13 protein-coding genes are annotated in these 12,986 nt (G+C 62.6%); 8 read left to right on the top strand and 5 right to left on the bottom strand.

The genetic code is table 11. The features are described 5' to 3' along the window. Nucleotides 1-219 precede the first annotated feature (219 nt). Entirely contained in the window at nucleotides 220-1,551 is a 1,332-nt protein-coding gene (locus tag ACYU81_RS08955; RefSeq protein ID WP_460987298.1) for an FkbM family methyltransferase, read from the top strand. Nucleotides 1,552-1,581: 30 nt separating this feature from the next. On the opposite strand, the gene ACYU81_RS08960 is transcribed toward ACYU81_RS08955, so the two are convergent. Next, the gene (locus tag ACYU81_RS08960; RefSeq protein ID WP_460987299.1) at nucleotides 1,582-2,688 is read right to left on the bottom strand and encodes an AI-2E family transporter; all 1,107 of its coding nucleotides are present in this window, start codon (nucleotides 2,686-2,688) and stop codon (nucleotides 1,582-1,584) included. A 180-nt stretch (nucleotides 2,689-2,868) separates the two neighbouring features. On the opposite strand from ACYU81_RS08960, the gene ACYU81_RS08965 reads away from it, so the two are divergent. Then, nucleotides 2,869-3,306, top strand: a complete 438-nt coding sequence (locus tag ACYU81_RS08965) for an acyl-CoA thioesterase (RefSeq protein ID WP_449470942.1) — start codon at nucleotides 2,869-2,871, stop codon at nucleotides 3,304-3,306. Between the two features lie 217 nt (nucleotides 3,307-3,523). Here ACYU81_RS08965 and ACYU81_RS08970 read toward each other — a convergent pair whose 3' ends face one another. Beyond that, nucleotides 3,524-3,913: a DUF983 domain-containing protein gene (locus tag ACYU81_RS08970; RefSeq protein WP_460987301.1), complete on the bottom strand. Its 390-nt coding sequence runs from the start codon at nucleotides 3,911-3,913 to the stop codon at nucleotides 3,524-3,526. Nucleotides 3,914-4,007: 94 nt separating this feature from the next. Between ACYU81_RS08970 and pabB the strand changes: the two genes are divergently transcribed. The 6 genes from pabB (at nucleotide 4,008) to ACYU81_RS09000 (ending at nucleotide 9,514) form a co-directional block, all read left to right on the top strand. Beyond that, entirely contained in the window at nucleotides 4,008-5,189 is a 1,182-nt protein-coding gene (gene pabB / locus ACYU81_RS08975; RefSeq protein ID WP_460987302.1) for an aminodeoxychorismate synthase component I, read from the top strand. Between the two features lie 18 nt (nucleotides 5,190-5,207). Beyond that, nucleotides 5,208-5,831, top strand: coding sequence for an aminotransferase class IV (locus tag ACYU81_RS08980; protein WP_460987303.1), 624 nt, complete (start codon nucleotides 5,208-5,210; stop codon nucleotides 5,829-5,831). 264 nt (nucleotides 5,832-6,095) lie between these two features. Beyond that, nucleotides 6,096-7,298, top strand: coding sequence for a pyridoxal phosphate-dependent aminotransferase (locus ACYU81_RS08985; RefSeq protein ID WP_460987304.1), 1,203 nt, complete (start codon nucleotides 6,096-6,098; stop codon nucleotides 7,296-7,298). 264 nt (nucleotides 7,299-7,562) lie between these two features. Continuing rightward, nucleotides 7,563-7,730 carry a hypothetical protein gene (locus ACYU81_RS08990; protein ID WP_449470952.1) on the top strand — a complete coding sequence of 56 codons (168 nt, stop codon included), beginning with the start codon at nucleotides 7,563-7,565 and terminating at the stop codon, nucleotides 7,728-7,730. Further along, on the top strand, nucleotides 7,717-8,388 hold the full coding sequence (msrA, locus tag ACYU81_RS08995; RefSeq protein WP_460987306.1) for a peptide-methionine (S)-S-oxide reductase MsrA: 672 nt from the start codon (nucleotides 7,717-7,719) through the stop codon (nucleotides 8,386-8,388). Before ACYU81_RS08990 ends, msrA begins: the two co-directional genes overlap by 14 nt. Nucleotides 8,389-8,401: 13 nt before the next feature. Continuing rightward, the gene (locus tag ACYU81_RS09000) at nucleotides 8,402-9,514 is read left to right on the top strand and encodes a zinc-binding dehydrogenase (RefSeq protein ID WP_460987308.1); all 1,113 of its coding nucleotides are present in this window, start codon (nucleotides 8,402-8,404) and stop codon (nucleotides 9,512-9,514) included. 58 nt (nucleotides 9,515-9,572) lie between these two features. Here the strand turns inward: ACYU81_RS09000 and ACYU81_RS09005 are convergent, their stop codons facing one another. The 3 genes from ACYU81_RS09005 to thrS form a co-directional block, all read right to left on the bottom strand. Next, nucleotides 9,573-9,956, bottom strand: a complete 384-nt coding sequence (locus ACYU81_RS09005) for a VOC family protein (protein ID WP_460987309.1) — start codon at nucleotides 9,954-9,956, stop codon at nucleotides 9,573-9,575. A 318-nt stretch (nucleotides 9,957-10,274) separates the two neighbouring features. Beyond that, nucleotides 10,275-10,808 (bottom strand): translation initiation factor IF-3, encoded by a 534-nt coding sequence (infC, locus tag ACYU81_RS09010; protein ID WP_449470959.1) that lies wholly within the window; start codon nucleotides 10,806-10,808, stop codon nucleotides 10,275-10,277. 126 nt (nucleotides 10,809-10,934) lie between these two features. Beyond that, a complete protein-coding gene (thrS, locus tag ACYU81_RS09015; RefSeq protein WP_460987310.1) occupies nucleotides 10,935-12,917 on the bottom strand; it encodes a threonine--tRNA ligase in 1,983 nt (660 codons plus the stop codon). Between the last annotated feature and the right edge of the window lie 69 nt (nucleotides 12,918-12,986).

Here is a 12,986-nt window from a genome sequence, read left to right on the forward strand (position 1 = left end):
GGCGACTTATCTGACGCCGTATGGAGCATCGGCCCGACCCGCGGGCGGGCAACTGCGGGGGTACTCCGGAAAAGTCGGCCACGGACGATCATGCATGACGTAAATTGCCGGCCATAAGGGAAGTGAGGTGCGCTGATGCCCGGTTTCAGGGTGGTTCGACCTTGGCTGTTGAACCTCTATGTCCACCGATTGCCTCGCTTTCGCGGGAAATGGCGGCTGTTGTCGCCTTTCGCCAGGTTGCTGGATGGCACGCCGATTCGATCGAGCTATGGCCGTGTCCGACTGGCCTTTGATGTCCGCGACCGGACTCATCTGCTCGGGCTGACCGGGGAATATGGCGCGCGAGTCTCCGATGAGGTGGAATGCCTCCGTCCCGGTGACTGCTTCATCGATGTCGGCGCCAATTGCGGCATCTTTACCCTGCTTGCAGCGGAACGCGTGGGGCCGGACGGGCTGGTGGTCGCCTTCGAACCTTGCTTTTCCACCTTCGCAAAGCTGGTCCGGAACATCAGCCTGAACGCGTTTGGCAATGTCCTGCCCTTCAACATGGCCCTTGCGGCCCTGACCCGTCCCGACCTGCTCGACAATAGCGCGACAGGGCATTCCGGGCGCTTCTCCATCGCCAGCGAGCCTGTGGAGGAGGGGGAACGGGTCATGACATTGTCGATCGGCGACTTTCCCGGCCTCCTCAAGCTGATCGGCGAGCGATCCATCACGGTGAAGATCGATGTGGAGGGATTTGAATATGCCGTCCTTCAGGGGCTGGCGCCGATCCTCGCCCTCCCGCAAACGCGTGCAGCGGTCGTCGAAATCGATAACCAGAACCTTCACCGCTATGGTGCTGATGCAGGCGAAGTCTTCACCCTGCTAGAGCGCCATGGCTTCACCCGCGTCGATCGTGACGGCGCAGGCGATCATTTCGACGCGGTTTTCCACCGCCGGACTGACACCGCAGTAACCGTCGCGGCTTGTGCTAACGTCACGCCATTTCGTCGGCCGCCTTCTCATGCCGCCTCCGTCTCGCTCTCGCTTGCCCGATCAACATCCCGCTTCGCGCGCGTCGCTGCGGCCCTGCTGGTGTTGGCAGGCGGCTGGTTCGCCATGGGCAAGGGCGTGTCGGTCGATCGCGGCCGGGCGGAGGAATATTTCATCAAGGAAGCCTTGCAGTCGCACAAAGTCGCGGAAATGCGGGCCGTCCTGCGCCGTTCGCCGCCCACAGTGTTCAACGTCGGCGAAGTCGGCTCCTTCGCCCGCATCGCGCTTCCCGTCCTGCCGCAGGGTTGGCGTATCACCGATGTACAGCTTTTCCCTTCCGACAGCGGCCCTAGCCTGCAGATGACCATCACCAACGACGTCAGCCGTCCGGTATCCCTGTTCGCCGTCCGCGACGATGGCGTGGCGCCCGCCAAACCGGCCGTGCTCACCCGCGATGGCAAGACCGTCGCCTATTGGCAGGAGGGCGAACTGGCCTACGCCCTGATCAGCAAGAAGAAGCAGCCAGCCGAACTCGATCGCCTTGCCGAGGATATCGCCGACAATGTCTCCTCCTAAGGGCGGTTAGTACAACCCTCAGCGATCCGCCTAAGCGGACGGCGTCTCTTCCTGCGTCAACGGCCCTTCCAGCCCGTTGCCCGTCCGCATCCGCGTGACGATGTTCCATGTCGCGATGAACAGCGCGGCGATCACCGGCCCGATGACGATGCCGTTGAATCCGAACATGTCGATGCCGCCGAGTGTCGTGATCAGCACCACATAATCGGGAATACGCGTATCCCGCCCGACCAGCATCGGCCGCAGCAGATTGTCGATCAGGCCGATGACGAAAAGGCCGCACAGTATCAGGATGATCCCCTTGACCACCGCGCCCGTCGCCAGCAGGTAAATCGCCACCGGCACCCACACCAATCCCGTGCCCACCGCCGGGATCAGCGAAAAGCATCCCATCAGCACGCCCCACAGCAGCGCTCCGGTGATCCCCAACGCCCAGAAAACGGTGCCGCCGATCATCCCTTGAACGATGGCTACGACCACGCTGCCCTTGATTGTGGCGCGGGTGACGACAACGAACTGTTGCATCAGCGCCCGCCGGTGGGTGGAACGCAGCGGCGCCGCGCGATCCAGCCGCGCCGCCAGCGCAGGCCCGTCGCGCAGCAGGAAGAAGGTGAGGTAGAGCGTGACGCTCAACGCCACGAAAAAGCTGAATGCGCTCTGCCCGATCTGGAACACCTGCGATGCGACGGACCGGAAGCTGTTGGCGATCCCCTGACCCAGCATGTCGCGCACCGCCGCGAAATTGGTGATGCCCACGCGCGCCAGCAGGTTCGAAGCCCAATCCGGCAGGTTCGCCCGGAATGCATTGAACATGGCGGGGATATTGATCTGGCCCGACTGTATCTTGGCGTAGAAAAGCCCTGCTTCCTGCACCAGCGAGACAGCCAGCACGATCGCGGGCAGGATGACGACCGCCACGATCAGCAACAGCGTCAGCCCCGCCGCGCTATTGGGGCGGCCCGGCATCTGCCGCAGCAGATTCTGGTTGATCGGCCCGAACAATATGGCGGCGATCACGCCCCACAGGATGGCCGCGAAAAACGGCTCGATCACCAGCGCAAAGGCCACCGACACCAACAGGACGAAGCCCAGAAAAACACCGTCTTCGATGCGGACATTCTGTGGCTTGTCGGTCATGTTCGCGCTTTGGCAGAAATGGGGGGCAAAAGTCCATCTCCCGCGCGATGGCGGCGCTTTTGCACCGCGACCAACATCCGCTGTGTCAAAAAGGTCGCAGTTGCGTCAATTTTCCCTGAGCGATTGAATCCGCGTCGGCGAAGCGTAAGAGCTTCAAGGACAACCATCGGAAAGCAGGACATGGCAAAACCCGAATCCTGGCGGCTGAGCCCGGAAGCCTACAGCTTCATCACCAGCATCGATACGCGCTTCCAGGATATCGACACGATGGGCCACATCAACAATGTGGCCATCTCCGGCATCTTCGAAACCGCCCGCATCCGCTTCCACCATCATCTCGGCCGTCACCCGCAGGAACAGGGCGTGCGCTGGCTCGTCGCTGCCGTATCGCTCAACTTCGTGGAGGAATCGCACTTCCCCTATCCGTTCGAAGTGCATTGCGGCATCGGCCATATCGGCCGCACCAGCTGGACCGTCAGCTCCGCCGCCTTCCAGAAGGGAGTCTGCGTAGCCACCTGCGACACTACCGTCGTCACCCACGGCTCCGAAGGCCGCCGCAGCATCGACGCCAGCCTGCGCGAAGCCATGGAGCGCAACTTCCTGCGCCAGCCGGCCTAACTCATGACCGTCACCCCAGCGAAAGCTGGGGTCTCGTGAGGCTTGCCCGCGCCGTCTCCTGAACCAACCTCCCTCACCCCCGTTCGCCCTGAGCTTGTCGAAGGGCTTTCCTTTCTTTCTCGAAGAGTAGGGTGGAGAAATCCAGATAAATGGTGAGGCGATCGAGCCCCGAGCAGCCTTAACAGGCCCCAGCCAACGCAGCCCCAATCACCCCGCCTTAACCCCCAGCAAATCCATCCATCCGCCGCGCCCACTGAAACGCGATCACCGCCCCCTTCACCGGCTGGATCATCACCGCCGCCAGCACCACCGCAAGCCCCGGCCACAGCGCCGCCTGCACCCCCAGCGGGATCGCGAACGCGCTATTCACCTCGATCATCAAAGGCACCAATATGTGCCCCAGCAGCAGGATCACGATATAGGCGGGGAAATCGTCCGCCCGCGAAACATCCCACGCCTGCCCGCACGTATTGCAGGCCGGACTGGGCTTCAGGAAGCCCGCGAACATCGCGCCCTCGCCGCAGGCGGGGCAACGGCCGCGCAGCGCTGACGTCAAGGCCGGGCGAAGCGGCCGCGCCACAGCATCTGCGGAAGGATGATTGCTCATGCGCCGTCCCTATGGCCGCGCGGCGGACTGTGCAACACAGGTTTAAGCGCCTACCTCCCTTTCGCCCCGCCAAAAGGCTGTTAAGACGGCCCCCATGCGACTGCCGGGTGCCTCCGAAGCCTTTGTCCTGTTCGACGATGCGCGAGAGCGCAATCCCGCGCCCGCGCGTCTCTATCGTGACCCGGTGGAGATCATCTGCGCCAATTGCCTTGAGGATGTGCAGCCCGCCCTCGACCGCATCGCCGAAGCGGGCGAGATGGGCCTCCATACCGCCGGTTACATGAGCTATGAGGCGGGGCTGATGCTGGAGGATCGCCTCCAGCCGATCGCCCTCCGACAAGGCGACCACACGCCCGCCATGCCGCTCCTGTGGTTCGGCCTGTTCGAAGGGCATCGGCTGATCGATCCCGCGCTGATGCCGGACCTGTTGCCCAATCCCTCCGCCGTCAGCATAGAAGCGCCGCAGCCGCTGATGGATGAAAAGGCTTATCGCGCGGCCTTCGCCCAGGTGCAGGACTATATCCGGGCAGGGGACATTTATCAGGTCAATCTGACCTTCCCCTGCGCCGCGCGCTTCGACGGCGACCTGATGGCGCTCTACGCCGCAATCCGTCCGCGCCAGCGCGCGGGCTACGGCGGCATCATCCGCACCGGCGCCCACAATATCCTCTCCTTCTCGCCCGAACTCTTTTTCACCAATGTGCGCGGGCAGCTGACCGCCAGGCCAATGAAGGGCACCGCCCTCCGCTCCGCCGACCCCGTCCGGGACGCGGCACTAGCGCGGGAATTGGAGGAGGACATCAAGCAGCGCGCGGAAAATCTGATGATCGTCGACCTGCTGCGCAACGATCTGTCCCGCGTGTCGCGCGCCGGAACCGTGATCGTGCCCGATCTCTTCCATGTCGAAACCTATCCAACCGTGCACCAGATGGTCTCGACCATCCGCGCACGGCTGCTACCGGGCCTGTCGCCCGTCGATATCCTGCGCGTCCTCTTTCCCTGCGGATCGATCACCGGCGCGCCAAAGGTGCGGGCGATGGAAATTATCGATGCAGTGGAGGCACATCCGCGCGACATCTATACCGGCACCATGGGCTGGATCGATCCGAACGGAGACGCTGCCTTCAATGTTGCCATTCGCACAATTTGGGTTGAAGAAGGCAGCAAGGAGGGGCGCCTGGGATTGGGTTCGGCCATTGTCGCGGACTCGGATGCGGCATCCGAGTGGGCGGAATGCCTGGCCAAGGGGCGCTTCCTTACGACTGCGGGACAGTAGGGGGCTTGAATAGTTTCGATGTCATTGGATGACGGACGGTTCGATCTGCTCGAAACCATGGCTTTCGATCCGGTCGACGGTATCAGGTTGCTGGAGCTGCATCTGGAACGGCTGAAGGAAAGTGCCACGGCACTCGACTTCGTCTTCGACCGTCACGACGTTCGCAACGAATTACAGGCCGCGACTTTCCGTCTGCGCGAACGCAGCCGCCTCCGCCTTCTCGTCTCGCGGCGCGGCTCCATCGCCATCGAAGTGCGCGAACATCGCACCTGGCCCCAGGCGATCATGCAGGTGGCGATCGTGCCCCGGAAAAGCCGAACCGATGACTTTCGCCTCACGCACAAGACCACCGACCGGACAATCTATCGGGACGCGTTGAAGCGCGGCGGCACTTACGAAGTGCTGATGACCGACGAAGAAGGCTTCCTCACCGAAGGCTGCTTCTCCTCCATCTTCGTCGAACGCGGCGACAAGCTGGTGACGCCGCCCCTCTCGCGCGGCATCTTGCCCGGCGTCCTGCGCCGCAGCCTCATTGAAATGAACGAAGCGGTCGAAGCCGACCTCAAACCGCGCGACTTGGAAAACGGCTTCTTCATCGGCAACGCCGCCCGAGGCATGGTCGCGGCCTCCCTCGCAAGGTAGAAACTCTCCCCTCCCGCAAGCGTTCAAACGAGGCGCGTGACTCGTTTGAAGGGTCGGGGGTGGGCCAGCAGCCTCTCCTGCTCGGCTTACTTCCGTCATCCAGCGAACGCTGGGATCTCAGGCCAACGCGCACCAAGCCTCCCCAGATTCCAGCTTCCGCTGGAATGACGAAAACTATCTGGCGGTTGCCCCCCGCGCCATAGCGCACTAAGGAGCCTCGCGTCCGCCCGCGCGGACTCACTATTCATCAGAAAGAGTGTCACGATGAGCCAGACTTCCGCTGCCCTCGGTCGCATCCAGCCCTCCGCCACCCTGGCGATGAGCGCGCGTGTGAATGCCCTCAAAGCCGAAGGCGTCGATGTCATTGGTCTCTCGGCCGGCGAACCCGACTTCGACACGCCCGACTTCGTCAAGGAAGCTGGCATTGCCGCGATCCGCAAGAACCTGACCCGCTACACGGACGTCGATGGCACCGCCGACCTCAAGGACGCGGTCGCCTTCAAGTTCAACCGCGACAACGGCCTGACCTACAAGCGCAGCCAGATCAGCGTGAACTCGGGCGGCAAGCACACGCTGTTCAACGCGCTGGTCGCCACTGTCGACGTGGGCGATGAAGTCATCATCCCGGCGCCCTATTGGGTCAGCTATCCCGACATCGTGAACTTCGCGGGCGGCACGCCCGTCTTCGTCGAAGGTCCCGCGAGCCAGGGCTACAAGATCACCGCCGCCCAGCTCGACGCCGCGATCACGCCGCGCACCAAATGGTTGATCCTGAATTCGCCCTCCAACCCTTCGGGCGCGGCCTATTCGGCCGATGAGCTGAAGAGCCTGGGCGAAGTGCTGCGTCGCCACCCGCATGTGCTCATCATGACCGACGACATGTACGAACATGTCTGGTACGCGCCGACCCCCTTCGCGACCATCGCGCAGGTATGCCCGGACCTTTACGACCGCACCCTGACCGTGAACGGCTGCTCCAAGGCATTCTCGATGACCGGCTGGCGCATCGGTTTCGCCGGTGGCCCGGAATGGATCATCAAGGCGATGGGCAAGCTCCAGTCGCAGTCCACGTCGAACCCCTGCTCGATCAGCCAGGCGGCCGCCGTCGCCGCGCTGACCGGGGAGCAGGACTTCCTTGAAGAGCGCAACGCCGCCTTCAAGAAGCGCCGCGACATGGTCGTCTCGATGCTGAACGACGCGCCCGGCCTTGACTGCCCGACGCCCGAAGGCGCCTTCTACGTCTATCCCGACGCCAGCGGCTTGATGGGCAAGACCACGCCCAAGGGCCAACTGATCGACACCGACGAAAAGCTCATCGGCTATTTCCTCGACGAAGCCCGCGTCGCTGCCGTCCACGGCGCCGCCTTCGGCCTCTCGCCCGCCTTCCGCATCAGCTACGCGACCTCGGAAGAAATTCTGTCCAAGGCGTGCAAGCGCATCCAGGAAGCCTGCGCCGCCCTCAAATAAGTCCCCTTAATCCTCCCCATCGAAGATGGGGAGGGGGACCATTTGCTCCGCAAATGGTGGAGGGGAAAATGCGCAACACAAGCCGTTTCCCTCATCCTATCCGAAAAAAAACGGACTCCCGTCCGGCACACCGTCTTGCAGCCAGAACAAGGTTGCCTATATCCCGTTTCAATTCGAAACGGGACTAGCCGCCTCGTTCACCAAAGGCTAACCCTCCCACTGCTAATCCCCGTCCTTCCGGGAAATGATAGAAGGAAGAAGGCCATGCTGACATTCCTCAAATCCGACCTGTTCCTTCGCTTTCTCGGCGGGTTTGTGATCGGGTCCGCTGGCGTCTTCGCCCTCCACCTCGCCGATCCTCCGGCCCTGACGACCCCGGCCATGGCGGCGTCCGACAGCGCCCCCGAGGCGAATTCAAATGCGGCCCTTTAACGCCTTCCTCATCGCCCTCTCTGCGGCCGCCGCCGTTGCCTCTCCCCTGCGCGCCGAGCGCCCCGTCCTCGCTCCGGCACCCGCGATAGATGCCCCGGCAACCCGAAAGCTGGAGACCGCAGTTTTTGCTGGCGGCTGTTTCTGGGGAGTCGAGGGCGTCTTTTCCCACATCAAGGGTGTCCGTCTCGTCACCTCCGGTTTTTCTGGCGGCCCTGCCAACCTCAAGGTCGACTATGACCGTGTGAGCGAAGGCGACACGGGTTTCGCCGAATCCGTCCGCGTCACCTACGATCCCCGGCAGGTCAGCTACGGCACATTGCTGCGAGTCTTCTTTTCGGTGATCGCCGACCCCACCACGCTCAACTATCAACGTCCCGATCGCGGCACCCAATATCGCAGCGCGCTCTTCCCCCTCACTCCGGGGCAGGACAAGGCCGCTCGCGCTTATCTGGCGCAACTGGACAGGGCGGGGCTTTGGCGCGACCCGATCGTGACGAAGGTCGAACGCTTCACCGGCTTCCAGGCCGCTGACGCCTATCATCAGGATTTCCTGACCCGTAACCCGCGCCATCCCTATATCCAGCGTTGGGACATGCCCAAGCTTGCCGCGTTCAAGGCGATGTACCCCAACCTCTACAGCGCCCGCCCCTCAGCCTGAAAAGGACATAGCCATGACCCGAATCCAAGGATTGAAGCTTCTATCGACCTTGGACGAGGATGGTCGGCTGACCGTGGAACTGGCGGAGGAGACGCTACCGCCGCCTCGGGCGGACGAGGTGCTGGTCCGCGTAGAAGCCGCACCCGTCAACCCGTCAGACCTCGCCCTGCTTTTCGCCTCCGCCGACCTTGAAAATGCTGATTACAGCGAAGGCCGCATCGTCGCCCTCATGCCTGACGCGGCCCGTCGCGCGCTGGCGGGTCGGGTGGGTCAGCCCATGACGATCGGCAATGAAGGGGCTGGCACCGTCATCAATGCTGGCGAATCCCCGGAAGCTCAGGCCCTGCTGGGCAAGCGCGTCGCCCTGATCAGCGGCGGCATGTTCGCGCAATATCGCATCGTCAACGCCCGCGCCTGCATGGTCTTGCCCGATGAGGTGACGGCGGAGCAGGGCGCGTCCGCCTTCGTGAACCCCATGACGGCCCTTGGCTTTGTAGAAACCATGAAGCGGGAAGGGCACAAGGCCATCGTCCACACCGCCGCCGCCTCCAACCTGGGCCAGATGCTGGTGCGCATCGCTCAGGAAGATGGCGTTCCGCTGGTGAACATCGTGCGCAACGACGCGCAGGTGGCGATCCTCGAAGGGATCGGCGCGGACCATGTGCTCAACAGTTCGGCAGAGGACTTCCCTGCTCAGCTTGAAGCCGCCATCGCAGCCACCGGCGCGACCATCGCCTTCGACGCGATCGGTGGCGGCAATCTCGTCAGCCAGATCCTGCATGCCATGGAACAGGTCGCCAGCAAGGACGCGCCCTACAGCCGCTATGGTTCCGACAGCCCCAAGCAAGCCTATATTTATGGCGCGCTCGACCTGTCCCCCACCATCCTGACGCGCAGCTTTGGGTTTGGCTGGTCTGTTGGCGGCTGGCTGCTCTTCCCCTTCCTGCAAAAGGCGGGACCGGAAACGATCGAACGGATGAAGCAACGCGTGATGGACAATATCACGACGACCTTCGCCAGCCACTATAAGGGCCACATCTCGCTGTCCGAAGCGCTCAACCGCGAAGCCGTGCTGACCTACAATGCCCGGCGCACCGGCGAGAAATATCTGATCGTTCCGAATTGATCTGAAATGCGAGAGTTCAGGAGCGCCACGTCAGCGCTCCTGAAAAAGCCCCGTCGCGTCAGGCCGCCATCTGGTGCAGTACGCACAGCTTGTTGCCTGCCGGGTCGCGCAGATAGGCCAGGTACAATTTGCCCATGCCGCCGTCACGAACACCGGGCGGATCTTCGCAAGTCGTGCCGCCTGCCGCGATCCCCGCCGCATGCCATGCATCGGCCTGCTCGGGCGAAGAGGCAGAAAAGCCGATGGTTCCGCCATTGGCCGCACAGGCCGGTTCACCGTTGAGCGGCTTGGAAATCGCGAACGCACCGGTCGGCGTCATGTAGAAGACACGATCCTTGTCGTCGATGAAACCCGGCGACACACCTAGAGCGCCCAGCGTCGCGTCATAAAATTGCTTGGATTTCTGAATGTCGTCGGCACCAACCATGATGTGGCTGAACATATGCATCCTCTCTGCCATTTCGCGCGGCCCGCAACCAGCCGGGCTCACCGGCCCGGTTGAGGAACGCTTCGAATAAAAAAGCCGAACTCTCCGATCCAATGGTTCGGAAAGCTCCACAAGACCACGGCTTGCCTTTGCCGCCCCTTATGCATGAACCAGCTGGAGCACGCTGTCGATCCTCATCGGCGCATCAATGTGATCCCGGGAAATGCTTCACGGCCGATGGCGTATCGCCGCTGCGTCGGTGCCTTAAATAGCAAATGGGCGGAGCCTGAACCCAGACCCCGCCCAAAAAGCATCCGCCAAAACCGGCAAGCCTTATTTCGGCGCGAGCACCATCAGCATCTGGCGGCCTTCCATGCGGGGATAGGCTTCGACCTTGGCGATCTCGCCGACATTCTCCGCCACGCGCTGGAGCAGCTGCATGCCAAGCTGTTGGTGCGACAATTCGCGACCGCGGAAGCGCAGGGTGATCTTCACCTTGTCGCCGTCGCCGATGAAATCATGGACCTTCTTCATCTTCGTATCATAGTCATGATCGTCGATGTTCGGACGCATCTTGATCTCTTTGAGTTCCTGCGTCTTCTGGGTCTTGCGGGCGATATTGGCCTTTTTCTGGGCCTCGTACTTGAACTTGCCGATGTCGAGGAACTTGCAGACCGGCGGATCGGCCGTCGGAGACACTTCGACCAGGTCCAGGCCCAGCTCATAAGCGCGCTCCATGGCCTCCTGCGTCAACATCACGCCCAGATTTTCGCCTTCGTCGTCGATCACGCGCACCTTGGGCACGGTGATGAACTCATTGTAACGGGGACCGGACTTAGGCGGCGGCGCCATCGGGCGGCGCATCATTGGGGGACGTATAGCGGCTTCTCCTATTATTGTTCCAAAAACGGCTCTGGCGGCCTTTAGCGCAAAGCCGAAAGGGGCGGCAAGTCCGCAGTTACGGAATCACCGGCCCCATGTGGCATCGCTGCCTCACCGCATATCGGGGGCGAGCGCCTCTTTTGCAAGACGCTGGATGACATCATCAACGGCAAGGACGCTTTGCCCCTCCTTGCCCAACTCACGCAGCGCCACCGTGCCTTCATCGGCCTCACGGCGACCGACGACCAGCAAATTGGGCACTTTGGCAAGGCTATGCTCGCGCACCTTGTAGTTGATCTTTTCGTTGCGAACATCGATTTCGGCGCGGATTCCGGCGGCCCGGAGCTTTTCCACCACCGCGTCCGCATAGTCATCCGCGTCCGAAACGATGGTCGCGACCACCGCCTGCACCGGGGCGAGCCAGAGCGGGAATTTGCCCGCATAATGTTCGATCAGGATGCCGATGAACCGCTCATAGGACCCGAAAATCGCTCGATGGAGCATCACGGGCCGGTGACGCTCGCCATCTTCCCCCACATAGGATGCGTCGAGTCGCTCCGGCAGCACCCGATCCGACTGGATCGTGCCCACCTGCCAGGTCCGCCCGATCGCATCGGTCAGATGCCATTCCAGCTTTGGCGCATAGAAGGCGCCCTCGCCCGGCAGCTCCTCCCAGCCATATTCGGGCGTGTTCAGCCCCGCAGCGGCGACGGCGTTGCGCAGTTCCTCCTCGGCCTTGTCCCACATTTCCTCGGTGCCGAAGCGCTTCTCCGGACGCAGCGCCAGCTTGATCGAGTAAGTGAAGCCGAAATTCTTGTAGATCCGATCCGCCAGTTCGCAGAAGGCCCGCACCTCCGCAACGATCTGGTCCTCGCGGCAGAAGATATGCGCGTCATCCTGCGTGAATTGTCGCACCCGCATCAACCCGTGCAGCGCGCCATGCGGCTCGTTGCGGTGGCAGCAGCCATTCTCATAGAAACGCAACGGCAGGTCGCGATAGCTTTTGATCCCCTGACGGAAGATCAGGACATGCGCGGGGCAGTTCATGGGCTTCAATGCCATCCAGTCGGCATCATCCGACACCAGAGGCCCTTCATCTTCGACGTTCGGCACCTCGTCGGGGATGACAAACATATTCTCGCGATATTTGCCCCAATGGCCCGACTGCTCCCACTGGCGCGCATCCATCACCTGCGGCGTCTTGACCTCGCGATAGCCCGCCGCATCGATGGCGCGGCGCATATAGGCTTCCAGCTCGCGCCAGATCAGATAGCCCTTGGGATGCCAGAAGACCGACCCATGCGCTTCCTGCTGGAGGTGAAACAGGTCCATCTCCGCACCCAGCTTGCGATGGTCGCGCTTGCCCGCTTCTTCGAGGCGCATGAGGTGCGCGTCCAACTGCTTCTTGTTGAGCCAGCCGGTGCCATAGATGCGCGACAGCATCGCGTTCTTCTGGTCGCCGCGCCAATAAGCTCCCGACACGCGGGTCAGCTTGAAAGCATTCGGGTCGAGCTTGCCGGTCGATGCCAGATGCGGCCCCCGACACATGTCGAGCCACTCGCCACCGGACCAGTAAACCGTCAGTTCCTCGCCCTCGGGAAGCTCCGCCGCCCATTCCGCCTTGAACGTCTCGCCTTCCGCCTTCCAGCGCGCGATCAGGTCCTCGCGCGTCCACACCTCGCGGCGGAGCGGCTTGTCGGCTGCGATCAACGCCCGCATCTTCGCTTCGATCGCGGGCAGGTCCTCTTCCGTGAAGGGCCGGTCCTTCGGGGCGAAATCATAGTAGAAGCCGTCGTCCGTCGCCGGGCCGAAGGTGATCTGCGTCCCCGGAAACAACGCCTGCACGGCTTCGGCCAGCAGATGCGCAAAGTCATGCCGCGCCAGTTCCAGCGCGTCCGCCTCATCCTTGCTCGTCACCAGCGCGAGTTGCGCGTCGCCTTCCAGAGGCCGCATGATGTCGCGCAGTTCGCCGTCCACACGCGCCGCGATCGCCGCCTTAGCCAGACCCGGCCCGATCGCCGCTGCAATATCCGCCGGCGTAGTGCCGGGCGCGACTTCACGCACGGAACCGTCGGGCAGGGTGATCTTCAGCATGGCGGACAAGGGACAAGTCTTTCTGTGATTGGATGGCAGCGCAAAATGCCGCACTTTCCCCATAAATGG

This window comes from Sphingobium sp. TomTYG75, assembly GCF_054771635.1.